Source organism: Pseudomonas sp. 15A4, assembly GCF_016925575.1.
Classification (GTDB): domain Bacteria; phylum Pseudomonadota; class Gammaproteobacteria; order Pseudomonadales; family Pseudomonadaceae; genus Aquipseudomonas.
The window spans coordinates 1,860,001-1,886,284 of the sequence record NZ_CP068986.1 but is presented as its reverse complement, the minus strand read 5'-3'; the positions used below and the strand labels follow the sequence as shown (position 1 = coordinate 1,886,284).

Here is a 26,284-nt window from a genome sequence, read left to right as displayed (position 1 = left end):
ATGGGATTCAACTGCGGCATCGTCGGCCTGCCCAACGTCGGCAAGTCCACCCTGTTCAACGCCCTGACCAAGTCCGGTATCGCGGCGGAGAACTTTCCCTTCTGCACCATCGAACCGAACACCGGCATCGTGCCCATGCCGGACCCGCGGCTGCAGGCCCTGGCCGACATCGTCAACCCGAAGCGCATCCTGCCGACCACGATGGAATTCGTGGACATCGCCGGGCTGGTAGCCGGTGCCTCCAAAGGTGAAGGCCTGGGCAACAAGTTCCTCGCCAACATTCGCGAGACTGACGCCATCGCCCACGTTGTGCGCTGCTTCGAAGACGAGAACGTGATTCACGTTTCCAACAGCGTCGACCCGAAGCGCGACATCGAGATCATCGATCTGGAACTGATTTTCGCTGACCTCGACAGCTGCGAGAAGCAACTGCAGAAAGTCACGCGCAACGCCAAGGGCGGTGACAAGGACGCAGTGGTCCAGAAAGGCCTGCTGGAACAACTCATTGCTCACTTCACACTGGGCAAACCTGCCCGCAGCCTGATGAAGAGCATGAGCGCCGATGAGAAAGCCGTCATCAAGGGCTTCCATCTGCTGACCACCAAACCGGTCATGTACATCGCGAACGTTGCTGAAGACGGCTTCGAGAACAACCCGCACCTGGACGTGGTTCGCGCCATCGCCGAAGAAGAAGGCGCAATGCTGGTGCCGGTCTGCAACAAGATCGAGGCAGAAATCGCCGAACTCGACGACGGCGAAGAAAAGGACATGTTCCTGGAGGCCCTGGGCCTTGAAGAGCCTGGTCTGAACCGCGTGATCCGTGCCGGCTACGAAATGCTGCACCTGCAGACCTACTTCACTGCCGGTGTTGAAGAAGTTCGTGCCTGGACCGTCCGTGTCGGCGCCACTGCGCCACAGGCTGCCGGCGTGATCCACACCGATTTCGAAAAAGGCTTCATCCGCGCCGAATGCGTCGCCTACAACGATTTCATCCAGTACAAGGGTGAGGCCGGTGCCAAGGAAGCGGGCAAATGGCGCCTGGAAGGCAAGGACTACATCGTCAAAGACGGCGACGTTCTGCACTTCCGTTTCAACGTCTAACGCGTTCGAGGGCCTTCACGGCCCCCGCTGAACACCAAAGCCCGCGCATCATTCAGTGATCGCGGGCTTTGTGCTTTCAGCGCTTTGTATCTGTCAGTAGCGCTCGCCTGCCTCGGTGCGGCTCAGACAATCGGCTGCGCTGCGCGAAACAGCAAAACCACACCCTCACGTTTGAGCGTTACATCACGAAAGTGCGTCCGCAAATGCGCCTCGAAACCTGCCTGAGTGTCCTGGCTGTTTCCGAAGATGCCTTTCTTGTTGTACACCGCCATCAGCTTGCGGCCAAAGCCATTGTGCCCCGCCTCATCCCCCAAAATCGTTGCGCCAAACAATACGCCGTCCGGGGTCAGATTGTGCTTGAGGTGAGCGAAAATCGCCGCCTTGGCGTTCAGCGGGCCTGGCAGGCAATGCAGCAGATAGAACAGCGATATCGAGTCGAAGCGTTCGTTACCGGGGATCGGCGTCACTACGTCATGCTGAAGGGTACGCGTGTCTGGCCGGCCGATCCTGCGCTTGGCGGCAGCGAGGCTGCTTGGGTTGAGGTCCATCAAGGTGATTTGGGTGTTCGGTGGCAACTGGGCTTTCGCCAGGTAGTAACCCGTGCCGACGCCAATATCCAGATGGTGCGCACGAACAGTGGCGCCGAAGAACGGCAACAGCACCTGATCGGTCGGGCAGCGCCAGGCATACCGATTGGAAATGCCCAGCACCCAGGTGTCGTACAACGCTAACGTCAGGGGCGAATAAACCGCCGCACCTGCGGCACTGCTGTCGGTCATGGAAAAATCCCCTACGGCTATGGGTATCGAAATACGAAGAGAAGGCGACGAATCTTATACGTCGCCAGCCTTTCGTCTTTCAACCCACGCCGCACGCGTGCGTATGAGGACGTGAACGTCATTCGCACCCATGCCTTGTATGCGCGGCTTACCCCAGCTGGAATCTCGCGGTGTTGTCGCTCAAGGCCCGGCTGCCTTTGGTCAGGGTGTCTGCAGCCTGATTGACCGCACGCGCCCCTTCCAGCAAACGGCCTGCAGCCTGATCGACCTGCTGGATGTTGCCGCTCACCTCATCCGCCGTCGCGGCCTGCTCTTCAACCGCCGTGGCGATCTGCGCCAGCGTGTCAGTGACGATCTGCACCGCGCTGGCAATTTCTTCCAGCCGCTCGCCCAGCCCGGTCACTGACTGCGCGTCACTCACCGCCTGACCACACGCCGCTTCCATCAGGCTGACGGCCTGGCTGACGGTCGAGCGCAAACTGTCCACGGTCCCGGCAATTTGTGCAGTTGAGGCCTGGGTCCGCTGGGACAAACTGCGTACTTCGTCAGCGACCACGGCGAAGCCACGGCCCTGCTCGCCCGCACGCGCCGCCTCGATGGCGGCATTGAGCGCCAGCAGATTGGTCTGTTCGGCGATGCCGCGAATGGTGTCCACAACGGACTGGATCTGTTGCCCCTGCTCACTGACCTTGCCCAGCGCGTTGGCGGTGTCGGTCAGCTTCTGGTTCAGCTGCTGAATGCTCGCCGTGGTGCGTTGGCTGTCGCGACTGCTGTCCTCGGCGATGCGTCGGGTGGCCTGAGCGCTGCCGGACGCTGCTTCACAGCTGCGGGCGACGCCCATGGACGTCGCGGCCAGCTCGGTGGCCGCCGCCGCAATCTGGCTGATCTGCTGCTGTTGATCTTCGACTTCGTTGAGCGTGCTGCCGGATTGCGCGTTGAGGGTCAGCACCGCAGAGCCCAGCTGCTGGGTTTCGTGATTGACGCCCAACAGACTGGTCCGCAGTTGCACTACCGCAACGTTGAGTGCGGTGCTGATGGCTGCCAATTCGTCACGCCCTTCAACGGCGACCTCAACGCACAAATTGCCGTCGCGCAGGGACTCGGCCAAGGTCGTAATGCCCTTGGCGCTGCGCTGAATCGACGCCTGGAGGCACATGAAGAGATACAGCGCCGCGAGCGCGAGAATGCTGAAAATCGCGGCCACTGGCACAAACTGCTGAGTGGCCTGCTCATGGTAATAATCGAGCCGGCTGGTGAGTGACGACAGTGACTGCTTGCGCAGGGCCGCCAGTCCGTCGCTGACGTTATCGACGCTGCGTTCGAAAGCGGCCGGGTCGAGCTTGATGCTGCCGCCGAACACACCGTCGTCGAGCACTTTCAGCTCGTTATCAAGGCGCTGAAGACTGTCTTCATACTGACGCGTCTAGACCTCCATGCCCGGGTAAGCCCTGGCTTTAAGCGAGCCTACTGCTTTGACCAACTGATCGCGGGCGTCGCCGATGCGACTGCGCAGGTCGCGCATCTGAAGACGGCTCTGTAACGAGAACTGACCGGACGCGATCGACGACTGGCCGATACTTGCCATGCGCCCTACCCGCTCGACAAGGTCCGGCGCCTGCTGCGTGGCGATTTGCATCAGCAGGTAGGTTTCAAGCCAGGGATCGAGGATCAAGCCGCTGTCCATGGCGATCTGTTCACGCAGACTCTGCAGCGCCGTGAGCGCGGACGTGAAGCGATCATAGCCATCCGGCCACCAGCCGACTGTACGCAGGGAATCTGAATCCATTCCTTTGACTGAGGCTTGCAGCGCTTGATAGCGCGTCATGATCTCTGCGCTGGCGTTCTGCGCCTTGAGTTCATCGCCAAGGGACGCCAGGGTTCGGGTCAACTCAGGGTTGGCAGCATCCAGTGCGTTCATGGCGGCCTTCGCGGCCGGTGTCGGATCCCGAAGAATGTCGACGGCCTTCCAGCGCGCGGCGCGGTTGCGCTGGGCCGTGAGCTGCACATCCAACGCATCGAGCGCCATCAGTTGGCGCACGCCAGCTTGTTCCTGGGAAATCACCGTAAGCTTGCTGCGGTAATCCTGGCCGATCATCCACAGGCTGCCCGCGAGCGGCAAGATGAACAGAAAGAAGAGCACCTGAAACTTGCGCGCGAACCCGAGACGTCCGAGCAGGCGGATGCCTGGCGACAAAAGACTCTGCATAGCCGACTACTCCTCACCGACAGACCGCTGCTTGATCCATGATGATCACAGCGCTGCCTTACATTCTTACCGGCAAAATGCCATGTCTATGTTTAGAAAACGATAAACGCCCATCCTCGATGCAAAGAACGGGTTTGGGCTTATCGAGATCTGCCGCCGCTTTCACCTATAGCGGCAGCGATGAGGCAGGCATAAGCAAGAACCGGACCGATAGCACGAAGCCATCAAACCGGGCACCTGATCGAGGACAGTGCAGGGTGCATGCGCGAAAGTGGGGCAAAAGCACTCAGCGTGGGGAGTAAAACTGTCACCGACGTGCAGGGATGAAGAAAGGTTGAAGGGCCGGGAGGCTAACCGATTGATCACGTGGATAAATTTTTTCGAAGAGACGCTTGACACATATCCGATCTGAGCGAATAATGCGCGCCACTTGGCTACATAGCTCAGTTGGTTAGAGCATAGCATTCATAATGCTGGGGTCCGGGGTTCAAGTCCCTGTGTAGCCACCAAGTACCTCAACAAAGCCCGCCTTGTGCGGGCTTTGTTGTTTCTGGCGTTCTCCTTTTGTATCCCCTCTCCCGTTGTGCTCCTTCCAATTGATTGGTCCGTGGGGCTACAAGCGTCTCAACTTTTCAAACCTTTGATCCCGGCAATCTCGAGCGCACTGCGCGGTAGAGGGTCTCCGGCTAGCAAGGTATCACCACCATTTGTTTCGTCGGCAGCCCAGCCATGGAGATAAAAGCGCGGTAGGACCAGCAGCCCAAGCAAATGCAGGCCCCCAAAGTTTCATATGAAAATTATCCGCTAAGGTACGGGGAGATCATGGGGGGTAAGCTAAGAGCCGACTCTGCAGGAGGCTGCCGCCGGTCGCAACAAAGCTTCGTACGCTGTTGAAAGGGTGCTTAGTGCCTGGGCGAAAATATTCGTTATTTACGATTTTGAGCTGACACCCTACCATGGTGTCACCTATAACAATTATAGGTAATCATGAAGAGCAAAGAGCCGCTATGGACGAGGCAGCAACTGGAAGATCTTGTGCACGTGCTAGCGCGAGATTCCAACAAGGTGGTGTTCCGCGAGCATTGCATGGAACGACTTTACGAGCGAGGCGTGACTCTCACAGAAGCGCTGAGATGCCTGCGCCGGGGGTCAATCGTTCGAGGGCCTACCTACAGCACCAAACACCAGAATTTTGAGTTTCGGATGAGTGAGCCGCCACCGCGAGACATCGTCTGCATGGTTGTGGCTGTAAACCCGAACCCCGAGCCTGGCGAGCTTTTCGCCATTACGGTATGGGAGGTATAGAGATGTACAAATACACGGGCAGCGGCCTGGATGGCATCTTCCTGAAAAACGGATATACGATCGTCGAGACCTCGTATGGCCAGGGTGTAAAAATCGAGAACGTAGACGGCTTGCATCGCGCTATAGCGGCAGAAATTTTGCGTCAGAAAACGCCTATGACAGGTCATCAGTTTCGATTCCTTCGAAAGGAACAGGACCTCATTCAGGAGGAAGCTGCAGCGATTTTCCGCGTGGATGTTCAGACGATTGCGAACTGGGAAAAGCGCGGACCCCAAGAAATACCTGGACCGCCAGATATCGGCATGCGGGCTTTCTACTCAGCGTACATCCATGCGAATTTTGGCCCGATAAAATTTGAACCCAACGCGAAGGCCAATGAAAGCTCTTCCTTCGAAATCGAAGACTCAAATTGGGTTGAGTCCGAGCCTGTCGCCGCCTAAGCAACCACTAGCCCAGCTGCATGTGCGCGTCTAAAGTGGGATCCCAAAATGCCGATACCCCTGTACTGCATCTCGCAGTACACGGAGGCAATATGAAAAAGATAGCTATCGCTGGACTGGTCGCTCTGCTTTCAATCGTTTCTCTCTCCGCGTCGGCGTGTCCGAAAGGCACGCACCCGACAGGCGGCACGGGCTCGCACCATAAAGATGGCACCTGCGTATGAGACCAGCCCGGCAATCGCCGCGCTTTTTGATGCCGCGGTCTAAGCTCGTCCAATCCTGCGGTCCGGGCGCGAGCAGCAATCCGTGACAACAGCGCCCTCGTCCAATAGATTACGCCCCTCGAAACGCCCCGAGCTTTTCGCGCCTCAACCTCAGTTAACGAAGCAGTGGATGTTCAATGTCTGATTCCCATACCGATCCGGTGGCAAACGCCGTGTCGTCGAAGCAAGCCTACGAAGAAGCCATCAACCTTTCACAACATGTGCCACAGGCCAAAAGCATCAGCGAGATGGTGCTCGACGCCTTCCAGAGCGCCAAGGAAAGCGACCAGATTCGCGATCTGCGCCTGGCCATACGCGCCGCCCATGACCGATTCGATGATGACCAGGCCTACGAACTGATGGGTCAGCTTAAACAGCTCAAGGACGCCGAAGCCGCCGACATGGCCGCCCTCGAAGACCTGAGCGCGAAATTTCCGATCAGCCGGATTCTCTCCAGCTACAAGGACGACCCGAGTTTCCAGGAACTCGTCTATAGCCTGGCGTTGAAGGTGCTCAACCAGACGCATCAAGCGGTCAGCAACCCGAGCGGCGGCAAGAGCAAAGCGGCACGACCGAAGAAGGAAGCCGAGGTGTTCGTGATTAGCAAGGATGGCGCCAGCGTCACCCTGCCTCTGCGCACGCCGCGCTCGAAAGCCAACGCTGACCGCGAAGCCTTTGAGTTCCTCGGTTTCTCGTTCATCGGTGAAGGCGATGAAGCCGAGCTGCAGAGCGAAGTGTTCGTGGACAAGGACGGCAATCAGCAGCCAGCCACGCGCAAGAACATTGTCAGCGCGATCCAACAGCAGGCAGCGTTCGAAGGGTTCAGCGCCGCTCAGCAATAAGCGGCAGCAATAAGCTTGGCCGTAAGCTCAACACCCGGATGGGTGGCGATCGTAGCGCCATGATGTAACCTCAAGGGCTGGCCACAGCGGTGCCAACTGACGGTCGCCGCCCCTCGAGAGGTGTTGAGCAATGCAGATTCTTGGTGAAACGATCATCGGACAACGCGCTGTGCGGGGTCAGGCCGGAGAGGTGTTCGCCCTCGCCGCCGCCACGGGTGAACCCCTGACACCGTCGTTTGGCGCCAGCACGCTGGATGATGTCAACGCTGCGTGCGAACTGGCCGAAGCGTCATTCGACAGCTACCGGCAACTGAGTGACGACCAACGCGCCAGCTTCCTCGAAGCCATCGCCCAAGGCCTTCTGGACCTGGGCGATGTGCTCACCGAACGCGTTCACATCGAAAGCGGCCTGCCCAAGCCCCGCCTTGAAGGCGAGCGGATGCGCACGGTCAATCAGCTGAAACTATTTGCCAGCCTGCTGCGGGATGGGCGCTGGCACGGCGCCGTGGTCGATACTGCAATGCCGGAGCGCCAGCCACTTCCGCGTGCCGACCTGCGTCTGCGGCGCATTGGCCTCGGCCCGGTGGCGGTGTTCGGTGCGAGCAACTTCCCCCTCGCCTTCTCCGTGGCCGGCGGCGATACCGCTTCCGCGCTGGCGGCCGGTTGCCCGGTTATCGTAAAGGCGCACCCGGCTCACCTGGGCACCAGCGAACTGGTGGGCCGTGTGATCCAAAAAGCAGCGCGCGACACTGGCATGCCTGAAGGCGTGTTCTCGCTACTGATCGACAAGGACGTTTCCGTCGGCCAGGCGCTGGTCAGTCACCCCCTGATTCAAGCCGTGGGCTTCACTGGCTCTCGCCGTGGCGGTCTGGCGCTGGTGGCGGCGGCGCAAGCGCGTCCGGTCCCGATTCCCGTGTATGCCGAGATGAGCAGCATTAACCCGGTGTTCCTGCTTCCCGCTGCTTTGCTGGCACGCGCCGAAACCATCGCCAAGGGTTTTGTTGAATCGCTGGTCATGGGTGCGGGGCAGTTCTGCACCAACCCCGGCATTCTGCTGGCGCTGGAAAGCGACGCGCTGGAGACGTTCGTGTCGGCATCGGCCAAGGCACTGTCCGAGAAGCTACCGACCACCATGCTGACGCCGAACATCCACGGCGCTTACTGCAACGGTCTGAATAACCTGCACAGCGCATCAGGCGTGACGCTGGTAGCAGAGGGTCAGGAGGCCGAAGGTTCATTCCAGGCCCGCGCGGCCTTCTTCCGGACCGACTCGGCCACCTTCCTCGCAAACCCCGCGCTGGAAGATGAAAACTTCGGCCCAAGCGCGCTGCTGATCGTCTGCTCCGACGTCGCCGATCTGCAGAAGGTCGCTGCCAGCTTCGATGGGCAACTGACCGTGACGCTGCAGTTTGACGATGGCGACGAGGCAACCGCCCAGTCGCTGATGCCGATCCTGGAGCGCAAGGCGGGACGGATTCTGTTCAACGACTTCCCGACCGGTGTCGAAGTGAGTTATTCGATGGTCCATGGCGGACCGTTCCCGGCCACTTCCGACAGCCGCAGCACCTCGGTGGGCGCGACCGCTATTGATCGCTTCCTGCGTCCTGTTTGTTACCAGAACGTGCCGGACTCGCTGCTGCCAACTGCGTTGAAAGCCAGCAATCCATTGAAGACCTGGCGTCTTGTGAACGGCGAACTTTCGAAGGACTGAGGTGCATCCACGTCCGGCCACTTAAAGCTGCTTCACCGCGCCCCTTCCACCAAGGGGCGCGCCTTCCAAGCCGGACGTGGGTCAGTCAGCGGACCGCTCCAGCACCTTGCCATCCACGCCATCGCCGATCACCAGAAAATGCCCGCCTGCCACATGGTGAAGGGTGCGCAGCGCATCATGCCCCTCGAAATGCCAGTGCCCTTCGGAGAACACGCGTTCATCCGCCCACGCTGCGACCACTTCGCCGATGAACAGATCGTGTGCGCTCTGATTGTGCAGCTCGGGAATCAATCGGCACTCCAGCCAGCCCGCGCAGCCTTCCAGCAACGGCGCTTCAACGTGGGAGCCTGCGAAGGTCTCCAGACCATACGCCTTGAATTTATCCAGGCCCTGCTCCTGGGAGATCTCCAGCCCTGAGGTCGAGCCGACCGTTTCGACGATATCGATCTGGCTGAGGGTCGGCACGTTGATCACGAACGTGCCCGAGCGTTCGAGCAACTGCCGCGTCCACACCGACTTATCCAGCACGACCGTGACTTTCGGCGGCTGGAAGTCCAGCGGCATCGCCCACGCTGCCGCCATGATGTTGCGCTGACCCTCGTGAGCGGCGCTGATCAGTACAGTCGGGCCGTGGTTAAGCAGGCGATAGCATTTGGCGAGGGGTACCGGACGCCGGTGGGAAGCGCTCATGGGGATCATCCTGACAAAGAGAAAAGTGATCGAAAACTACAGGGTTTATCGCGCCGGGGAAACGCCACCCTCCGCAGCGTGATGGAAACTGTCGCCTGCCTGAACTTCGCCCAAATTGCGCTTTGCAGATCAACCCAAAGGTGATGTAATACTATAACAAAGTATTTCAGGCAGTCCTTTCTGTGAAACGCGATTCCCGGCTTTCCTCCTCCCTGGCAACGTCCGCACTGGCTCAATCGGCTGGCAAACGCGTGTTGATTTCCCTCGCCGTGCTGGTCCTGCTGTGGATGGGCGTTGCCTGGGCGGTGGCAATTCCATGAGTGCCGCCATCGACCTCCATGATCTGACACTGACCTATGAGCGCCGTCCCGCAGTGCATCACGCTAACGGTCGATTCGCGGCAGGCAGCCTCACGGCAATCGTCGGTCCCAACGGCGCCGGCAAATCCACGCTGATCAAAGCCATCGCCGGCACGCTCAAACCCGCCGTCGGGCGCGTCGAGCGGAATCAGTTGGCAACGCGGCACATCGGTTACCTGCCCCAGGCCGCCGAAATCGACCGCACCTTTCCGCTCAGCGTCGCCGACACCGTAATGATGGGCGCCTGGCGCAGCATCGGCGCGTTCCGGGGCGCCACACGAAAACACGCTCAACAGGCCCAGGAGGCGCTGGGTGCCGTGGGTTTGGCGGGGTTCGAGCAACGCAGCATCAGCTCGCTGTCGTCGGGTCAGTTTCAGCGCGTGCTGTTCGCCCGGCTGTTATTGCAGGACGCCTCGGTGATTTTGCTCGACGAGCCGTTCACGGCCATCGATGCACGGACCACGCGGGACTTGTTGCAGTTAATCAGCACGTGGCACGGCCAGGGCCGAACTGTTATCGCGGTGCTGCATGACATCGAGCAAGTGCGCCAACATTTTCCGAGCACACTGTTGCTGGCCCGGGAAATCATTGCCTGGGGCGACACCGCCGACACCCTCAACGACGACAACCTGCGCCGCGCCAAGAACATGGCCGAGCACTGGAACCCTGACGCACAACCGTGCGACGCCGATGCGGAGCGAACGCTGTGACGCTCTATAGCCTGTTGGTCCAGCCCTTCGTCGATTTCGGTTTCATGCGCCGTGCTTTGGTGGCGTGCCTGGCGCTGGGCATCGGCTCCGGCCCGGTCGGCGTGCTGCTGATGCTGCGGCGCATGAGTCTGGTGGGCGACGCCATGAGCCACGCGGTGCTGCCGGGGGCTGCTGTGGGTTTCCTGTTTGCCGGGTTGTCACTGCCAGCGATGGGTTTTGGCGGCCTGATCGCAGGCTTGGCCGTGGCGTTGCTGTCGGGGTTGGTGAGCCGTTACACAACACTGCGTGAGGACGCCAGCTTCGCCAGTTTTTACCTGACGTCCCTTGCTGCCGGCGTGTTGATCGTCTCTCTGCATGGCTCGAACGTGGACCTGCTTCACGTGCTGTTCGGTACCATTCTGGCCATCGACGATCAGGCGATTTTCATGGTCGGCGGCATCGCTTCATTCACCGTGCTTCTACTCGCGCTGATCTATCGCCCATTGATCCTCGAATGCTTCGATCCGGGTTTCCTGCGCGCGGTGGGTGGTCGCGGGTCGCTGTATCACGTGCTGTTTCTGCTGCTGGTGGTGCTCAATCTGGTGGCGGGGTTTCAGGCGCTGGGGACGCTGATGGCCGTCGGCATGATGATGCTGCCCGCCACGGTCGCGCGATTCTGGGCGCGCTCGCTGACCGGCATGATCGTGATATCAACCGCGGTGGCCACGCTTTCGGGCTTCATCGGCCTCATCGTCTCCTACCATGCCAGCGTCGCTTCGGGCCCGGCCATCGTGCTCACCGCCAGCGCCTTTTACGGGTTCTCACTGTTCTTTGGACGCAGCGGCTTTCTACGCCGGCTGTTCCCGAGGGTTCATCTGTCCGGCTGATCGTCCTCTTACCGCAAGGAAACCACCATGAAACGTTTCACGCTTCTGACCGCCGCGCTGGCGTTGTCGGGCCTGGCCAACTTCGCCCAGGCAAAAACCCTGGAGACCGTCGCATCATTCACCGTCATCGCCGACATGGTGCACAACGTCGGTGGCGATCACGTGCACGTGACCTCGCTGATCGGGCCCAATGGCGATCCTCACGTCTACGAGCCCACCCCCAACGACGCCCAGGCGCTGAAGAAAGCCGACGTGGTGTTCGTCAGCGGCTTGCATCTGGAGGGCTGGCTGGATCGGCTGATCACCGCTTCAGGCTACAAGGGCCAGCCGATTGTGCTGTCTGACGGCATCATGACCCGCAGCATGGAAGAAGACGGCAAAAAGATTACCGACCCCCATGCCTGGAACAGCGCGGTAAACGGCGTCGTTTATGCCAGAAACGTCATCAAGGCCCTGCAGAAAGCTGACCCTGAAAATGCTGCCGATTACCAAGCCAACGGTGAGAAATACATTGCCCAACTGCAGGACATGGACACCTACGCCCGCGCGCAGATCAGCGCCATACCGGTCGCACAACGCAAGGTGCTGACGTCCCACGACGCCTTCGGCTATTTCGGCGATGCCTATGGCGTGACCTTTCTCTCGCCACTGCGTTTTTCCACTGAAACCGAAGCATCGGCGGCTGACGTCGGCAAGCTGATCAATCAGATCAAGCAGGAGCACGTCAGCGCCTACTTCTTCGAAAACTCTGGCGACCCGCGGCTGGTGCAGCAGATCGCCAAAGCCAGCGGCGCGCACCCGGGCGGCGAGCTGTATGTGGAATCGCTGTCACCGGCCGACGGCCCGGCGGCGACCTACGTGGCGATGTTTCGCTATAACGTGGACAAGCTGACGGCGGCAATGAAGGGCCAGTGATGTAGCGTCGCGACGGCTCACTGATCTCTGCCGCGCAACGTGCGTGGCAGAGATCCGCGAACCGCCTGAGCGAACCGGCAGCGCGGAAGTGGGTCAATCGGTATGCTGGCGCTCCGTTCGCCGACATCGACAGGATGATCCATGACCGCCCTCTCCTTCGCGCCTTTTCAGTCCCTCGCCGACCTGCTGATTCCCCACACCGTGGCGGAGCGGCTCGACGGCTCCCACGACGTTTCCCACCTGCACCGGGTCTGGAGCAACGTCTGCGCCATTCGCGATAAAGAAGGCGGCGATCATCAGGTCTTGCTTGCGGCCACACTGCTCCACGACTGCGTTTCGGTGGAGAAGAACTCGCCCTTTCGCTCAAGCGCCTCGCGTCTGGCCGCCGCAAAAGCGACGGAATTGCTCGCAGAGATGGGCTGGGACGAAGAGCGCACCCAGGCCGTCGCCCACGCCATCGAGTCCCACAGCTACTCGGCCGACATCACGCCCACCTCGCTGGAAGCAAAGATCCTGCAGGACGCCGACCGTCTCGACGCACTCGGCATGGTCGGTGTGGCGCGGCTGTTCTACGTGTCCGGGCGCATGGGCAGCCACCTCTACGACCCGGCCGACCCGCAGGCGCAACAACGAGACCTGGACGACAAACGCTTCGCCGTCGATCACTTCACCACCAAGATATTCACCTTGGCGCAGGGATTTCAAACGGCCACGGGGCGCCACATGGCGCAGGTCAGGCATGCACGGGCCGAGCGGTTTTTGCGGGAGTTTATGGAGGAGATTGGTGCTTAGGGGGCCTGGAAGGTCATAGCGCTATTTCGGACGGCTCATGGGTTTTTAGCCAGTCTACCAGCGCGGCATTCATTCGCGTCTGCCAGCCCGGTCCTGACGCCCGGAATTGCTCCACCACATCATGCTCCAAGCGAATGGTAATCCGCTCTCGCACAACCACAGCACGTGGACGGCCACGCTTGACCAACTGATCACCCACGTATTCATCAGCCTGATCGAAGTATGCATCGGACAATTCGGGTGCATCGTCTGGATCAACCCAGTCGATGCCGGTAGAGGTTTTGTTCGCGCTCATTGGCTTTTCTCATGGAAATGATACGGCGATCCGCGCCGCGCGGTGTCCAGACCAGGACCACCATACGTTCTGACAACATACCAACCGTGATGTAGCGGGTCTCCCCGTAATCCTGCCGGCAATCTTCGCTGGTCAAATGTCTGCCAGCGAATACCAAGCCGGCATCCCCAAAGTCGAGGCCACGCTTTAGAAGGGTGATGTCGCGTTTCGCGACGTCGAAGATTATCTGCATTGAATTATTGTATGTACAGAAAATAACTCAACAAGGCCGCCGAGACTCGCAGAGACCTGTCCCACAAACAGCGTTGACATTGCCCACCCAACTACCCGCTGACATCATTTTCAATCGCATCATCTGACCGTACCGCAACAATTCCGAAACATTCCCAGCAATGTCATAAAGACATCACGGAACACCTCTATAACCATCACTCCGGTGTTTTCGTCGATGGGATGGGTGGCAGTGAAAAGGTTATTGCGTCGTGTAGTCCGTCCGTCTTCCAGGCCCACTTTCCTGCGTCGCTTCAGAATTACTCAGCGGTTGGTGCTGTGTTTCGGCGTGACCGCGTTGCTGCTGGTGGCGCTCGGTGTGTTCTGCCTGCTGCAGATGCAGAGCATCCGCGATCAGGGCGAAGCGGTTGAGAGTGGGTCGCTGCCCAGCATTGCCATGGCAGACGCAATCGCCATCGACCTGATCAAGTTGCGCGGCGAGAGTGCCAGGCTGATTGCCAATGCCGACGATCCCGGCGCAGTGGTGACCAGCAAGATCAATGTCGAGCAGCTGAAGAATGAGGTCGAAAAAGGCTTCGTCGATTATCTCGCCCACGCCACCGACAGCACCGAGCGGGATTCCATCAAAGCCCTGCAAGAGGCTTATGGCGCTTTCATGCCAGGGCTGCACGACGAAATCGCGCTGATCGAACAACGCAAACTCGACGACGCGCGCATGCTGCTCAACACCACGCTGAGCCTGCAGGGTGACCTGATGGACATGCAGGTGCAGTTGCTGCGCGAGCTGAACAAGCAAAGTGCGGCGGGCACCGTCGACGCGGCCGGCGCGCGGTTCCAGCAGGCCCGAATCATTGCCGTCAGCGCCATCGTGATGGCATTGGTGCTGACATTGTTGCTGGCGTGGCGACTCAGCCTGAGCATCATTCGCCCCTTGCGGCAGTCGCTGCATATCGCCAGCACCATTGCTCAAGGCGATCTGAGCCCGCAGCCGATTCCGGAAGGCAAGGACGAAACGGCTCAACTGCTGAAAACCCTCGGTCTGATGCGCGCGAATCTGCATGGCACGATCGATCAGATTTACGCCGCAGCCGGCCAGTTGAGTCAGTCGGTCCACGAAATGGGCACGATTGCTGAAGCCAGCGCCAAGAATCTGCAACTGCAAAACGATGAGATCGAGCAGGCGGCCGTTGCCGTGAACCAGATGAGTCAGGCGGCCGGGGAAGTCGCCGACAATGCCAGCAGCACGTCGAGCGAATCGAAGGCGTCCAACGAAGCGGCCGCCGAAGGGCGTCTGCGCCTGACCGGCACCATTGATTCGATCAAGGAGCTGACCGACAACGTTCTGGATTCTTCCCACCAGGCCGACGGTCTTGCCGAGCGCACGCTGAGCATCAGCAAGATTCTCGAAGTCATCCGCGCGATTGCCAACCAGACCAACCTGCTTGCACTGAATGCCGCCATCGAGGCCGCACGGGCGGGCGAAGCAGGCCGCGGTTTCGCCGTGGTCGCCGATGAAGTGCGCTCTCTTGCCCAACGGACCAGCGCGTCGACCACCGAGATCGAGACGCTGATCAACGATGTGCAGAAAAGCACTCAGGAGACCGCGCAAACCTTACGCGTCACTGCGGCTCAGGCCAATCTCACCCTGGAGCAGGCCGCTGCAACCGGTCACGCGCTGACGGTCATCATCAGCGCAACCTCGACCATAAGCGACCGGAACACGCTGATCGCCAGCGCCGCCGAACAACAGGCGCAAGTGGCTAACGAAGTCGATCGCAACCTGAGCAGCATTCGTGACCTGTCGACGCAGTCGGCGTCGGGCGCTCAGCAAACCACGGTGGCGAGCAATGCGCTGTCGATGCTGGCAACTGACCTGAACACGATGGTTCAGCGGTTCGTGCTTTGACGCGCGCCCCAGTAAAAAAATGGCCCGAAGCCAGCGTTGCCCATTCCCAGTCATGCCCAGGTGTTTCATCATCGAAACACCACCCACGCAGAGGGGTGTCTACGCCAACAAGGACATGAGCATGAAAAAAACGCCGTAATGAGCATCGCGCTCTCCGCATTGACGCTGAGCCTTGCCGCTCAGGCCGACGTCAACGTCAAACTGGGGAGCAAGGAACGCGTCACACACCTGTTTGCCTACCCGAACAACTGCAACGTAATCTGCTTCCGAAACTGGACGCTGGAACAGACTGTCGAGCACTACCTCACGCAAAGCGTGCGGCGTGACGGCTACGCCTCGGCCAAAGTGGCGGTGCACAACGACAACGACCTGATCTACGCCAACATCACCGGCGTGCCGGACGGCTACGACAAACCACTTTCAGCGCTGCTCGACGCAGGCGACCTGGCCTACGCCGGCGCGAGCAAACTCAACGCCGATAACAAATTCGCCTACAACTGGTATCTGTTTTTGCCGCTGGGAATGGCGCTGGAAAACCGCAAGAGCGTCGAGCTGCTGCATTTTCCGCCGGACTATTCGCTGACTCAGGCTCAGGACTATCTGTTCTCGGCCACTACCGATCGCTGGTCCGAGCTGCTCACGGATAACGGCATCCCCAAGGAGCAGACGCCTGCCTATCAGACCATCATCGATATCGCGCCCATTGCTGCGCCGTCCAACGCCGGCAAGGACCTGGAAAACGTCTACGGCTATTTCACCGATTACCAAACGAGCATGGTGAAGCAGCTCACCCAAAGCACGGCGGGCACATCGCTGCCGATGGTCGCGTTCGGTGCGCCGGTACGTGCCTGGCTCAAGCAGCAGTACAACGTCACGGTCCCGGTGTTGGGCCTGGCAAGCATCAGCCCGGCTAGCGGGCAAAGCGTCGCGGTGCTGGGTTCGAACCACCCAAGCTATATCTGGAATGCGGCGGACAAGAGCAACTACGGCGGGGACGAAGCCAAGGCGGATGAAGCGGGTTTGAAGGTCATGGGCCAGGACCTGAGCGCGGCGTGCTGGCAGGCCGGCATGGGCCAGAAACCGACAACTGACCCGGCGGCGCTGTTGAGCCAGTGCGCCACGAACTGGCAGGTGACCAACAAGGTTGAGACCTGCAAGTTGTTCTTCGCCACGGTGCGCAAGTTGACGCCGGATCAGGCCGCAACGAAATGCCGCACGGGCGAGGTGTCGCGGCAGATCAAGCAGCTGCAGAAGCCGCTGCCGGAAATGAACAAAGCTCAGCTCTAACACCCCGATCCTGTAGGAGTGAGCTTGCTCGCGTTGTCTTCAACTCACATAGGTGAGCCTGACTAACGCTATCGCGAGCAAGCTCACTCCTGCCATTGGATGGACGCTTGCCCTACCCGATCACTCCCTTGCGGACGCAACCGATACTGCGGCGGCAATTGCTCCGGCCCGCTGATGGTCGCGTTCAGACTCTTCCAGCGCCCGTCCTTGATGCCGTAGATGCAGCCGTGGACCGACAACTTCTGCCCGCGGTGCCAAGCGTTCTGCACAATGCTGGTATGGCCGACGTTGGCGACCTGCTGAATCACGTTCAGCTCGCAGAGCCGGTCGACCTGTTCTTCCTCAGTCGGCAGCTTAGCCAGCAGCTCACGATTTTCGTAGTACAGATCGCGAATGGTACGCAGCCAGCCGTCGATCAAGCCGAACTGGCGATCCTGCATCGAAGCGCGCACGCCGCCGCAACCGTAGTGACCGGTGACGAGGATGTGTTTGACCTTGAGCACGTCGACGGCGTACTGAATCACCGACAGGCAATTGAGGTCGGTGTGCAGCACAACGTTGGCCACGTTGCGGTGCACGAACAGATCACCCGGCAACATGCCGACGATTTCATTGGCGGGGACACGGGCGTCCGAACAACCGATCCAAAGGAATTCCGGCGTCTGCTGGCGCGCCAGCTTGGCAAAGAACTCGGGGTCTTCTTCCTTGATGGCGGCAGCCCAACGTTCGTTGTTGTCGATCAAGTCTTGTAGTTCGTTCATGCGTTGATGCCTCGGAAATGATGCTCAGCTATGACTGGGGCTCGGCGCTTCGGGTCACGCAGGAAGATCGCCCGATCAGCAACGACCGATCAGGAAGCGGATGGAATTTCCGCCATGGCGTCCGGTCCACCCATTAGGCCCGACATTATTGAGGATTTGCCATGAACGATTCACGCCGTCCATTCGATGCCACTCAACCCGAGCCCATCGATGACAACGAAGACCGCATGGGATCGATGGAAGAGCTCAACTTCAACGACAACAATGAGCCCAGCGGGCGCATTGGTGACGTCATCCCTGAAGATGAGCTCGACACGTTGATCCCTGATGAACGCGTACGTGAAGCCGGGCTGACCGGTGCTTCCACCGAAGATCACAACCCGACCGACGATGACATGAGTCCTGAAACGTTGATCCGGGAAGACGGAGCGCGTTCGCCTCGTGAAGCCGGTGAAGACGGCCCGGCTGATCTGGACCTGAGCATTGTCGATGAAGATGACATTGGCGGCGGGGATGGCTTGGACGAAGAAGAAATGGCCATTCTTGATCCGCTGGATGGCAAGCCTGGCGTCTGATCGGCGGCTGGCGCTTTGTGGGAGCGAACCTGGTTCGCCCCACTATGGCCCGGGATTATTCAAACAGCGTGCACGCCATGACAATTGCATCTTCACGCCCGCCCACTGCCGGGTAGTAGTCCCGACGCCTGCCTATTTCGTTGAATCCGTAGCGCTCGTACAAGCGATAAGCCGACCGGTTGCTGTCGCGCAATTCGAGAAAACACTCCCGGCCATTCATTTCGTAGGCGCGCTTCATCAGCTGTTCCAGCAGCACCAAACCCAGGCCACGGCCCTGACTTTCCGGCTTGACGGTGATGTTGAGCAAGTGCGCTTCATCAATGATCACATTGATCACCCCGTGCCCCACTTGCTGACTGCCTTCGAACATCAGCCAGACCTCGTATGATTTCAGCGCATCCATGTAAATGCCCCGCGTCCAGGGATGGCTGAAGGCGGCGTATTCGATTTTCAGGACAGCGTCCAGGTCGGCTTCGGTCATGCGGCGAAACGTTACTGCGTCATTCATCTACGGTCTTCCAACGGCCCATCAATTGACGCATGGAGCGCCATACGTCGGCCTTGCGCTGCGGCTCGTCCATCAACAGCTCCAGACCCGGCAGCGCCCAGGCTAACCCCAGGCCGTCGACCTGAAGTTCAAGATTGTAGGATTCGGCGTCGGTTTCAGCCGCAAAACGCAACGCCGGAAGCCCGATCAGCCACAGGCAGGTGCAGGGCTGTTCTTCGACGCGGGCGTACAGAAAACCCTGGACGAAATCACGCGCCGCTTCCGGTCCCTGGTCCATCTGCCCACGCACAAGGAGCGGCCAGCGCACAGGCTCGCCGATGATCTGCGGGCTGTCCGGCAGGCCGGCGGCGCGGAGCATGTCCTTGAGCAACAGATAGGAAGGGTCGCGGCTCTGAAATGGCTCACCAGTCACCAACTCGACCAGCAGCAGGCAACTTCCGGCGCGCAGGAGTTGCAGGGCAAAACGCGGCGGCGGCACAACCGGCGCTTTCACCACAGCCGGTGCCACCTCTTCTTCCTGCACTGGCTTCGGCTTTGGCGCGCTGGAGGGGCGAGGGATTTCGATCTTTGGCCGCTCTACGGTACGCGCAACGGGTGTCGGCACGACGGAGGGCGAATCGCCATCCGGTGCGCGAGGCGTATCCGCCTGAATAACCGGCGCAGGCGCTTCCTCAAGCTGCGGCACGGGCGCAAGCAGTTCGGGACGCGACGGCGCGGCGAAAGGCAATTCGGTGCGCGGCAGCCAGCTGACCACCTGCATGGCGGTCAGATAAGCGCGACGACGAGGCTCATTGAGCAAAGGTCAGCTACCTGTGGATAAAGTCAGGCGGGAGATTCTACAGGCCTTCACCGCTTCCCGCCGCTGTTGATCGACTGAGGGTGAAAAACGAGCCCGGCGATGCAGTACAATCGCCGCTTTTATTTGCCAGTCAGCGACCATCCGATGATCGAACCTAAGCGCGTCCTGCGCGCCCTTGCCGAACACTGGGCGCTTCTCGAGCCACTCTGCGAGCACTTCGACCAGGGCACTCTGAGCCTGAGCGAACTGCGCTTGCAGCTGGCGGCCCAGCAACTGGAGAGTACGCCCCAGGACATCACCACTCTGCTGGATGTCTGGATTCGGCTCGACATTCTGGTCCCGGTGGCTAAGAGCCCGAACCGTTTCGAGCTGAACGCGCAGATCCACGATTTCCTCTCGTACCTGCGGCGCGAGCATCGGCTGGGCCTTTGCCTGGAAATCGAAGCGTACCTTCGCCACCTTGAACGGCTGGCCGGCTATATACAGGAAGCCTTCGATGCCCGCGACGCCAATGACCTGGCGCGGCAACTGCGCCTGCTCGACATGCGCGTGCGCGATGTCCTGAAGAAGCTCGCCAATGACGAACAGGCCCTTGTGTCCGTGGCCGAACGCGCCAAGACCAGTGACCGCCAGATTCCACTGCGTCAGCGTTACGCGGAAGTGCTGGCAACCTGGGATGAATACGTCGAGCCGATGATCCAGTTGGTGAACGCCGATGGCGCCTTCGAACAGGGCGTGCGCAAGGTCGAGAACGTGCTGCTGCGCATGCTCACGGACCAGCAACGTCTCGGCCATCTGGTCGACGACGACATGCTCCTGCGCACCCACGCGCGCATCCTCGAAATGCAGACCAGCGCGCAACTGACCTTGCGTCATGCCCGTGAGCTGTTGCTCCCGCTGCGTGAAGAGGCGCGTCGCCATAATGCCGTGACTCGTGGTGCGGCACTCGCGCTGTCAGCGATTCGTCGACGAGGTCTCGACGCCGTGCCGCAGGCAGCGATGCCAATGTTCACCCGCCCGCAAAGCACCTTCCTCGGTAGTGCCAATCAGGTTGAGGCGTACGTGTATGCGCTGGCGCGATTCGAACCCAAGCCCGCGCGGTTCCCTAAGGCCAATATCACACGAAATGGCGAGCCGCCTCGCGCGCCGCGCACGGTCAAAGAGATGATCGAGCGCTGCGAAGACGCCCTGCCAATGCCGGATCTGATGGTCTGGCTGCTGGAGCAGGAGCCCACCGGCGCAACTGACGAATTGCTGTACTGGTTTTCGCGCCTGTCACGGGACAAACGCTTCAAGCGTGAACGCCTTGAGCGCGGCGAATACCTGACCCGGGAGCACCGCGTCAGCCTGCGCTCCTTCGCCCTGCTCTCGAGCAAAGACGCCACCCCAGAGAATTCCGAGGGCACCGCCCATGCATCTTGATCTATCCGAAATGACCCAACTGGCGCCAATCTTCCGCGAGCTGTTCAAGGGTTATCACGTCAGCCGTCGCGACCCCGAACTGTACGCGCAGCTGTCAAATCTCCAGGACCAGTACCGCGGCCTGTTCAAGGCCCTGGGCTTCGAACTGGTCTGCGACACCCGTGGCTTCTACTACTTCGTGCCTGATCTGGCGGCCGCGCAGGTCAACAAGACGGCGCAACGTCTGGCCCTGTTCACATTCATCCTCGTCGAGCATTTGGCGGACCAGGGCCGCGACCCGGTCGCCGTGCTTGATGGCGGCAGCCTGGGCCGCGATGAACTGCCCTCGCTACTGGAAAAGTACCGCGATCTGTTCCTGCAAGCTGAAGTCCAGACCCAGGAAGAGCTGGAAGAAAAAATCATGCGCCGCATGACCCAGCTGGGATTCGCCGCAGAAGAAGTCGGCATCTATCGCTTCCTGCCGCCGATGCATCGCTTCCTCGACGTCTGCCTGTCCGTGCAGCAAGACCGAGATCTGGCGGCCAGCCTTCACAGCGCTCTGCCGTTGCCGGCCCCGGTGTTGATCGACGAAGACAGCGATGAGCGATTGCTGGAAACCGACGACCCGCTGGACCTCACCGAATTCGATGAATCTGCGGAAACCGAAGAGCAAGCGCTAGCCCGGGCGATCGCTGAAGAACAGGAGCATGACGCATGAGCCAGGAACGCTACGGCATACGCCGCTTTGCGCTGCTGAACACCGCTGGTTACAGCCTCGGGCTGTTTCCACTGGAGCATCCACTCTCGGTCTACGGCGCAAACAACCTGGGCAAGAGTGCGTCGATCAACGCTCTGCAGTTCCCGATTCTGGCGCGCATGTCGGACATGAGCTTTGGCAAATACAGCCTGGATCAATCGCGACGCTTCTATTTCGCGTCCGACACCAGCTACATCCTCGTCGAAGTCTCCCTGCCTCACGGCCCCCATGTCATCGGCGTGGTGGGTCGTGGTCCGGGAGGCGGATTCGGTCATCAGTTCTTCGCCTATGCCGGCAAACTGGATCTGGCTCACTACCAGAAAGACGATACCTGCCTGCGCCAGAAGGAGCTGTTTGCCAATCTAGAGAGCCAGGGACTGAAAGCCTACGAACTCAAGCCCGATGAACTGCGTCGTCTCCTGGTCGGTGGCCACACATCGATCCCGCTGGACCTGACGTTGATTCCCCTGCGTTCGACCAGCGAGCAAAGCCTGAAGACCTTCCGCGCGCTGTTCATCAACCTGCTGCACATGCGCGAGATCACCGCTGCCAAATTGAAGCAGCTGTTTCTCGACGCGTTTGAGCACAGCCTGCGCTCCGGCAGCGTCGATTACATAGCGGCGTGCGAAGAAGCGTTCCGCGACGTACGACGCATGGAGCAGGACTACAACGCACTGGTGCTCGCCGGCCCGCTGGTCGAAGCCTTGGCCAACGGCGTCAGACAGCGCGACATCCTCCGCGGCAAGCTGCATCGCCTGTCGCCATTGCTCGACTCGTTGCTGGGCACATGGCAGGACTATTCCAATGCGCGCAAAGAAGAGCTGGTCATTCAGAGCGAGCACTACCGCAACGAACAGGATTCGCTACAGAACGATCAGCGTGGCGGCACTCAAGAACTGATGCGCCTGGAGCGCGAGATCAGCAACATCCAGCGCTGGATAGGCGAACTGGCAGTCCTGAAGAACCGTTTTGCGCTGGTCGACGATGTGAGAGTTCTGGAACAGCAATTACTGGCTGCAAAAGACGCTCACGATGAACTGGCCGGAGCGCTCGCGCAGTCGCGTCAATTTAGCGCCGAGGATCTGGATGAGCGTCTGCGCGATCTGGAAAAACGCCTGAAATCAGTGAAGCAACAGCTCGATCATGCGGACAACAATAGCTATGCCCGCCTGCGCGAAGAGTTTTCGCAGCCTGATGTCGAGCGTCTGATGCGGCTGTTCAATAGCGCGCTGTTCAGCTTGCCACTGGGCGAGCAAGGCATCGCGCTGGATGATGGCGATGCATGGGTTAAGTCCCTCGAAGCGATTCTCGATGGGTTCAAAGGCGAGCGCTTCGAAGTGCCCGGCCTGACTGTCAATCTGTCGAACATCGAGCCTCCTGCCCTGCAGGCGCTGGCCGATCGCGCCGCGTTGCGGGATCAAAAGGAGCGCCTGGAGAAGGAGCTCAAGCAGTTAAAGACACAACAAGCCGTAGCAGCGGACCGTGCGGCGAGCAAAACCCAGACTGAAGCTTTGTACCAGCAGGTGCTGGATGCGCAGAAGGCGCTCGAAGACTTCCGCCGCGCTCAAACCTTGAGCGCCGAAGAAGGCGAAAAGCTTGAACAGTTGGCCCAGATGGAAGCGGCGCAAGACGAACTCAAGCGCGCCAGTGATGCTTTCACTGAGCGCGTTCAGCAACTGTCGGCCAAGCTGCAACTGGTCGGTCGTCAGATCGGCGATCTCGAGTCCAAGCAACGCACGCTGGATGACGCGCTGCGTCGTCGTCAGTTGCTCCCGACCGACCTGCCCTTTGGCACGCCGTTCATGGAGCCGGTCGATGATTCGCTGGAGAACCTGCTGCCGCTGCTCAATGATTATCAGGACAGTTGGCAGGGCCTCTTGCGCTGCGATGGTCAGATTGAGGCGCTCTACGCGCAGGTTCGGTTAAAAGGCGTCGCGAAGTTCGACAGCGAAGACGACATGGAGCGGCGTCTGCAATTGCTGATCAACGCCTATGCGCATCGCACTGATGAAGCCCTTACCCTGGGCAAGGCACGCCGTGCTGCTGTGACCGACATCGCTCGCACACTGCGCAACATCCGCAGTGACTACGACAGCCTCGAGCACCAACTGGCGCTGTTTAACCGGGAGATCAACCGCCGGCAGGTTTCCAACCTTGAGAGCTTCCGCATTGTGCTCGCGCCGAACAAAGAAGCGCTCAAGCATATCGACCAGATCATCCACAGCGCCGGTCAGTACGAAGAGGGCGAAACCCTATCGGTGTTCGATCTGAGCCAGAGCGCCGAGCAGGACAACAAGAACGAGGAGGCTAAGGAGTATCTGGCACGCCTGGTTGCGGCTAACCACAACCAGCTCGGTCTGAAAGACTTGTTCGAACTTGCGTTCGAGATCACCAAGGTCAACAGCCAGCCGGTTATCCACACCGACATCGATGGCGCGGCGTCCAATGGCACGACCATGACCATCAAGGCACTGACTAACATGTACCTCTTGCTGCACCTCATGGACCGCGAGCAGGCCGGTCGGATTCGTCTGCCCTACTACCTCGACGAGGCGGCTGACATTGATGAAAGGAACCAAGCGGCGCTGCTGGAAACCAGCCTGCAGCTGGGCTTTGTACCGATCCTGGCGAGCGTTAAGCCTCAAGTGTCGGCGCATGTGGCGATTGACCTGGAGGGCGGCAGTGGGCCTGCCGGGATCTACATCGACGAAGCAGACTGGAAGTACATTCAACGTCGTGATGTAGTTACTGCGGTAGACGCGACCCCAGCAGTTGAAACGCTAAGCGAGTAAGCATATCGCTTGGCAGCAGAAAGCCCCGCAGTGATGCGGGGCTTTTTTATGGGCGTGGATTGGGCGGCTATTGGCCGTGGCTGTGGCTGTGGCTGTGGCTGTTGGCTGGGCAAAGAAACTTTTTCGCGCGCAAAAACAAAACCCCATCTGCTTTCGCAAATGGGGTTTCGGAATTTAATCTTGACGATGACCTACTCTCACATGGGGAAACCCCACACTACCATCGGCGATGCATCGTTTCACTGCTGAGTTCGGGATGGGATCAGGTGGTTCCAACGCTCTATGGTCGTCAAGAAATTCGGGTACTGATTCGTTCTCTCGAACGCTTCAGCAAATCGGGTATGTGATCAAGGTGCAGCTTGTGTGTTCGCAAACTTTCGTCTTCATGCGTCTTCACACACCGCAACCTGCTGTCTCTCTGCAGATTGCTTGGGTGTTATATGGTCAAGCCTCACGGGCAATTAGTATTGGTTAGCTCAACGCCTCACAGCGCTTACACACCCAACCTATCAACGTCGTAGTCTTCGACGGCCCTTCAGGGAACTCAAGGTTCCAGTGAGATCTCATCTTGAGGCAAGTTTCCCGCTTAGATGCTTTCAGCGGTTATCTTTTCCGAACATAGCTACCCGGCAATGCCACTGGCGTGACAACCGGAACACCAGAGGTTCGTCCACTCCGGTCCTCTCGTACTAGGAGCAGCCCCTCTCAAATCTCAAACGTCCACGGCAGATAGGGACCGAACTGTCTCACGACGTTCTAAACCCAGCTCGCGTACCACTTTAAATGGCGAACAGCCATACCCTTGGGACCGGCTTCAGCCCCAGGATGTGATGAGCCGACATCGAGGTGCCAAACACCGCCGTCGATATGAACTCTTGGGCGGTATCAGCCTGTTATCCCCGGAGTACCTTTTATCCGTTGAGCGATGGCCCTTCCATACAGAACCACCGGATCACTAAGACCTACTTTCGTACCTGCTCGACGTGTCTGTCTCGCAGTCAAGCGCGCTTTTGCCTTTATACTCTACGACCGATTTCCGACCGGTCTGAGCGCACCTTCGTACTCCTCCGTTACTCTTTAGGAGGAGACCGCCCCAGTCAAACTACCCACCATACACTGTCCTCGATCCGGATAACGGACCTGAGTTAGAACCTCAAAGTTGCCAGGGTGGTATTTCAAGGTTGGCTCCACGCAGACTGGCGTCCACGCTTCAAAGCCTCCCACCTATCCTACACAAGCAAATTCAAAGTCCAGTGCAAAGCTATAGTAAAGGTTCACGGGGTCTTTCCGTCTAGCCGCGGATACACTGCATCTTCACAGCGATTTCAATTTCACTGAGTCTCGGGTGGAGACAGCGCCGCCATCGTTACGCCATTCGTGCAGGTCGGAACTTACCCGACAAGGAATTTCGCTACCTTAGGACCGTTATAGTTACGGCCGCCGTTTACCGGGGCTTCGATCAAGAGCTTCGCGTTAGCTAACCCCATCAATTAACCTTCCGGCACCGGGCAGGCGTCACACCCTATACGTCCACTTTCGTGTTTGCAGAGTGCTGTGTTTTTAATAAACAGTCGCAGCGGCCTGGTATCTTCGACCGGCATGAGCTTACGGAGCAAGTCCTTCACCCTCACCGGCGCACCTTCTCCCGAAGTTACGGTGCCATTTTGCCTAGTTCCTTCACCCGAGTTCTCTCAAGCGCCTTGGTATTCTCTACCCAACCACCTGTGTCGGTTTGGGGTACGGTTCCTGGTTACCTGAAGCTTAGAAGCTTTTCTTGGAAGCATGGCATCAACCACTTCGTGTTCTAAAGAACACTCGTCATCAGCTCTCGGCCTTGAAATCCCGGATTTACCTAAGATTTCAGCCTACCACCTTAAACCTGGACAACCAACGCCAGGCTGGCCTAGCCTTCTCCGTCCCTCCATCGCAATAACCAGAAGTACAGGAATATTAACCTGTTTTCCATCGACTACGCTTTTCAGCCTCGCCTTAG

At 59.5% G+C, this 26,284-nt stretch carries 22 protein-coding genes, 1 tRNA gene, 2 rRNA genes and 1 pseudogene (1 of these 26 cut by a window edge); 16 read left to right on the top strand and 10 right to left on the bottom strand.

Annotated elements, in window-relative coordinates; genetic code table 11:
* Positions 1-1,101 (top strand): redox-regulated ATPase YchF, encoded by a 1,101-nt coding sequence (ychF, locus tag JN403_RS08455; RefSeq protein ID WP_065991776.1) that lies wholly within the window; start codon positions 1-3, stop codon positions 1,099-1,101.
* Between the two features lie 122 nt (positions 1,102-1,223).
* Here the strand turns inward: ychF and JN403_RS08450 are convergent, their stop codons facing one another.
* Both JN403_RS08450 and JN403_RS08445 read right to left on the bottom strand, forming a co-directional pair.
* On the bottom strand, positions 1,224-1,880 hold the full coding sequence (locus JN403_RS08450) for a class I SAM-dependent methyltransferase (protein WP_205486722.1): 657 nt from the start codon (positions 1,878-1,880) through the stop codon (positions 1,224-1,226).
* 148 nt (positions 1,881-2,028) lie between these two features.
* Positions 2,029-4,086: pseudogene (locus JN403_RS08445) on the bottom strand (methyl-accepting chemotaxis protein).
* Between the two features lie 432 nt (positions 4,087-4,518).
* Here JN403_RS08445 and JN403_RS08440 point away from each other — a divergent pair.
* From JN403_RS08440 to JN403_RS08425, 4 genes are all read left to right on the top strand, one after another.
* Positions 4,519-4,595: transfer RNA gene (locus JN403_RS08440), tRNA-Met, on the top strand.
* A 792-nt stretch (positions 4,596-5,387) separates the two neighbouring features.
* Positions 5,388-5,831 (top strand): transcriptional regulator, encoded by a 444-nt coding sequence (locus JN403_RS08435; protein ID WP_205487273.1) that lies wholly within the window; start codon positions 5,388-5,390, stop codon positions 5,829-5,831.
* A 400-nt stretch (positions 5,832-6,231) separates the two neighbouring features.
* On the top strand, positions 6,232-6,936 hold the full coding sequence (locus JN403_RS08430; protein WP_205486721.1) for a hypothetical protein: 705 nt from the start codon (positions 6,232-6,234) through the stop codon (positions 6,934-6,936).
* A 130-nt stretch (positions 6,937-7,066) separates the two neighbouring features.
* Positions 7,067-8,647, top strand: a complete 1,581-nt coding sequence (locus JN403_RS08425; protein ID WP_205486720.1) for an aldehyde dehydrogenase (NADP(+)) — start codon at positions 7,067-7,069, stop codon at positions 8,645-8,647.
* An 81-nt stretch (positions 8,648-8,728) separates the two neighbouring features.
* Here JN403_RS08425 and JN403_RS08420 read toward each other — a convergent pair whose 3' ends face one another.
* Positions 8,729-9,337: a flavin reductase family protein gene (locus JN403_RS08420; RefSeq protein ID WP_205486719.1), complete on the bottom strand. Its 609-nt coding sequence runs from the start codon at positions 9,335-9,337 to the stop codon at positions 8,729-8,731.
* A gap of 182 nt (positions 9,338-9,519) precedes the next feature.
* Between JN403_RS08420 and JN403_RS08415 the strand changes: the two genes are divergently transcribed.
* The 5 genes from JN403_RS08415 (at position 9,520) to JN403_RS08395 (ending at position 12,979) form a co-directional block, all read left to right on the top strand.
* Positions 9,520-9,657, top strand: a complete 138-nt coding sequence (locus JN403_RS08415; RefSeq protein WP_205486718.1) for a hypothetical protein — start codon at positions 9,520-9,522, stop codon at positions 9,655-9,657.
* Entirely contained in the window at positions 9,654-10,406 is a 753-nt protein-coding gene (aztA, locus tag JN403_RS08410; protein ID WP_205486717.1) for a zinc ABC transporter ATP-binding protein AztA, read from the top strand. Before JN403_RS08415 ends, aztA begins: the two co-directional genes overlap by 4 nt.
* A complete protein-coding gene (locus JN403_RS08405) occupies positions 10,403-11,272 on the top strand; it encodes a metal ABC transporter permease (protein WP_205486716.1) in 870 nt (289 codons plus the stop codon). Before aztA ends, JN403_RS08405 begins: the two co-directional genes overlap by 4 nt.
* A gap of 27 nt (positions 11,273-11,299) precedes the next feature.
* A complete protein-coding gene (locus JN403_RS08400) occupies positions 11,300-12,187 on the top strand; it encodes a metal ABC transporter substrate-binding protein (protein WP_205486715.1) in 888 nt (295 codons plus the stop codon).
* A 141-nt stretch (positions 12,188-12,328) separates the two neighbouring features.
* Positions 12,329-12,979: an HD domain-containing protein gene (locus JN403_RS08395; RefSeq protein WP_205486714.1), complete on the top strand. Its 651-nt coding sequence runs from the start codon at positions 12,329-12,331 to the stop codon at positions 12,977-12,979.
* 13 nt (positions 12,980-12,992) lie between these two features.
* Here the strand turns inward: JN403_RS08395 and JN403_RS08390 are convergent, their stop codons facing one another.
* Positions 12,993-13,274, bottom strand: coding sequence for a BrnA antitoxin family protein (locus tag JN403_RS08390; RefSeq protein WP_122622602.1), 282 nt, complete (start codon positions 13,272-13,274; stop codon positions 12,993-12,995).
* Positions 13,234-13,506 (bottom strand): BrnT family toxin, encoded by a 273-nt coding sequence (locus JN403_RS08385; protein WP_205486713.1) that lies wholly within the window; start codon positions 13,504-13,506, stop codon positions 13,234-13,236. Before JN403_RS08385 ends, JN403_RS08390 begins: the two co-directional genes overlap by 41 nt.
* A gap of 231 nt (positions 13,507-13,737) precedes the next feature.
* On the opposite strand from JN403_RS08385, the gene JN403_RS08380 reads away from it, so the two are divergent.
* Both JN403_RS08380 and JN403_RS08375 read left to right on the top strand, forming a co-directional pair.
* Positions 13,738-15,411 (top strand): methyl-accepting chemotaxis protein, encoded by a 1,674-nt coding sequence (locus tag JN403_RS08380; RefSeq protein ID WP_240356866.1) that lies wholly within the window; start codon positions 13,738-13,740, stop codon positions 15,409-15,411.
* A gap of 138 nt (positions 15,412-15,549) precedes the next feature.
* Positions 15,550-16,698 (top strand): hypothetical protein, encoded by a 1,149-nt coding sequence (locus JN403_RS08375; RefSeq protein ID WP_205486711.1) that lies wholly within the window; start codon positions 15,550-15,552, stop codon positions 16,696-16,698.
* A gap of 83 nt (positions 16,699-16,781) precedes the next feature.
* Here JN403_RS08375 and can read toward each other — a convergent pair whose 3' ends face one another.
* A complete protein-coding gene (can, locus tag JN403_RS08370; RefSeq protein WP_205486710.1) occupies positions 16,782-17,459 on the bottom strand; it encodes a carbonate dehydratase in 678 nt (225 codons plus the stop codon).
* A gap of 161 nt (positions 17,460-17,620) precedes the next feature.
* Between can and JN403_RS08365 the strand changes: the two genes are divergently transcribed.
* Positions 17,621-18,034 (top strand): serine kinase/phosphatase, encoded by a 414-nt coding sequence (locus tag JN403_RS08365; protein ID WP_122536219.1) that lies wholly within the window; start codon positions 17,621-17,623, stop codon positions 18,032-18,034.
* Between the two features lie 55 nt (positions 18,035-18,089).
* Here the strand turns inward: JN403_RS08365 and rimI are convergent, their stop codons facing one another.
* Together rimI and JN403_RS08355 are read right to left on the bottom strand one after the other, a co-directional pair.
* Positions 18,090-18,542, bottom strand: a complete 453-nt coding sequence (gene rimI, locus JN403_RS08360) for a ribosomal protein S18-alanine N-acetyltransferase (RefSeq protein WP_122536220.1) — start codon at positions 18,540-18,542, stop codon at positions 18,090-18,092.
* On the bottom strand, positions 18,535-19,341 hold the full coding sequence (locus tag JN403_RS08355; protein WP_205486709.1) for an energy transducer TonB: 807 nt from the start codon (positions 19,339-19,341) through the stop codon (positions 18,535-18,537). Before JN403_RS08355 ends, rimI begins: the two co-directional genes overlap by 8 nt.
* A gap of 144 nt (positions 19,342-19,485) precedes the next feature.
* Between JN403_RS08355 and mksB the strand changes: the two genes are divergently transcribed.
* The 3 genes from mksB to mksF are packed head-to-tail and all read left to right on the top strand — an operon-like array spanning position 19,486 to position 24,291.
* Positions 19,486-20,763 carry an Mks condensin complex protein MksB gene (mksB, locus tag JN403_RS08350; RefSeq protein ID WP_205487272.1) on the top strand — a complete coding sequence of 426 codons (1,278 nt, stop codon included), beginning with the start codon at positions 19,486-19,488 and terminating at the stop codon, positions 20,761-20,763.
* Complete coding sequence (gene mksE, locus JN403_RS08345) at positions 20,753-21,460, top strand: Mks condensin complex protein MksE (RefSeq protein WP_122536222.1); 708 nt, start codon at positions 20,753-20,755, stop codon at positions 21,458-21,460. The genes mksB and mksE overlap by 11 nt, the downstream gene beginning before the upstream one ends.
* Positions 21,457-24,291: an Mks condensin complex protein MksF gene (mksF, locus tag JN403_RS08340; protein WP_205486708.1), complete on the top strand. Its 2,835-nt coding sequence runs from the start codon at positions 21,457-21,459 to the stop codon at positions 24,289-24,291. Before mksE ends, mksF begins: the two co-directional genes overlap by 4 nt.
* Before the next feature lie 178 nt (positions 24,292-24,469).
* Here mksF and rrf read toward each other — a convergent pair.
* Positions 24,470-24,585: ribosomal RNA gene (gene rrf, locus JN403_RS08335) — 5S ribosomal RNA — on the bottom strand.
* 146 nt (positions 24,586-24,731) lie between these two features.
* A 23S ribosomal RNA gene (locus tag JN403_RS08330) occupies positions 24,732-26,284 on the bottom strand (it continues 1,338 nt past the right edge of the window).

Excerpts from the sequence above, each read along its gene's own strand:
- ychF (WP_065991776.1), top strand. The coding sequence starts at position 1 with ATGGGATTCAACTGCGGCATCGTCGGCCTGCCCAACGTCGGCAAGTCC.
- aztA (WP_205486717.1), top strand. The coding sequence starts at position 9,654 with ATGAGTGCCGCCATCGACCTCCATGATCTGACACTGACCTATGAGCGC.
- JN403_RS08450 (WP_205486722.1), bottom strand. The coding sequence starts at position 1,880 with ATGACCGACAGCAGTGCCGCAGGTGCGGCGGTTTATTCGCCCCTGACG.
- JN403_RS08365 (WP_122536219.1), top strand. The coding sequence starts at position 17,621 with ATGAACGATTCACGCCGTCCATTCGATGCCACTCAACCCGAGCCCATC.
- mksF (WP_205486708.1), top strand. The coding sequence starts at position 21,457 with ATGAGCCAGGAACGCTACGGCATACGCCGCTTTGCGCTGCTGAACACC.
- JN403_RS08375 (WP_205486711.1), top strand. The coding sequence starts at position 15,550 with ATGAGCATCGCGCTCTCCGCATTGACGCTGAGCCTTGCCGCTCAGGCC.
- JN403_RS08430 (WP_205486721.1), top strand. The coding sequence starts at position 6,232 with ATGTCTGATTCCCATACCGATCCGGTGGCAAACGCCGTGTCGTCGAAG.
- JN403_RS08420 (WP_205486719.1), bottom strand. The coding sequence starts at position 9,337 with ATGAGCGCTTCCCACCGGCGTCCGGTACCCCTCGCCAAATGCTATCGC.
- can (WP_205486710.1), bottom strand. The coding sequence starts at position 17,459 with ATGAACGAACTACAAGACTTGATCGACAACAACGAACGTTGGGCTGCC.
- rimI (WP_122536220.1), bottom strand. The coding sequence starts at position 18,542 with ATGAATGACGCAGTAACGTTTCGCCGCATGACCGAAGCCGACCTGGAC.
- JN403_RS08425 (WP_205486720.1), top strand. The coding sequence starts at position 7,067 with ATGCAGATTCTTGGTGAAACGATCATCGGACAACGCGCTGTGCGGGGT.
- JN403_RS08390 (WP_122622602.1), bottom strand. The coding sequence starts at position 13,274 with ATGAGCGCGAACAAAACCTCTACCGGCATCGACTGGGTTGATCCAGAC.
- mksE (WP_122536222.1), top strand. The coding sequence starts at position 20,753 with ATGCATCTTGATCTATCCGAAATGACCCAACTGGCGCCAATCTTCCGC.
- JN403_RS08385 (WP_205486713.1), bottom strand. The coding sequence starts at position 13,506 with ATGCAGATAATCTTCGACGTCGCGAAACGCGACATCACCCTTCTAAAG.
- mksB (WP_205487272.1), top strand. The coding sequence starts at position 19,486 with ATGATCGAACCTAAGCGCGTCCTGCGCGCCCTTGCCGAACACTGGGCG.
- JN403_RS08395 (WP_205486714.1), top strand. The coding sequence starts at position 12,329 with ATGACCGCCCTCTCCTTCGCGCCTTTTCAGTCCCTCGCCGACCTGCTG.
- JN403_RS08400 (WP_205486715.1), top strand. The coding sequence starts at position 11,300 with ATGAAACGTTTCACGCTTCTGACCGCCGCGCTGGCGTTGTCGGGCCTG.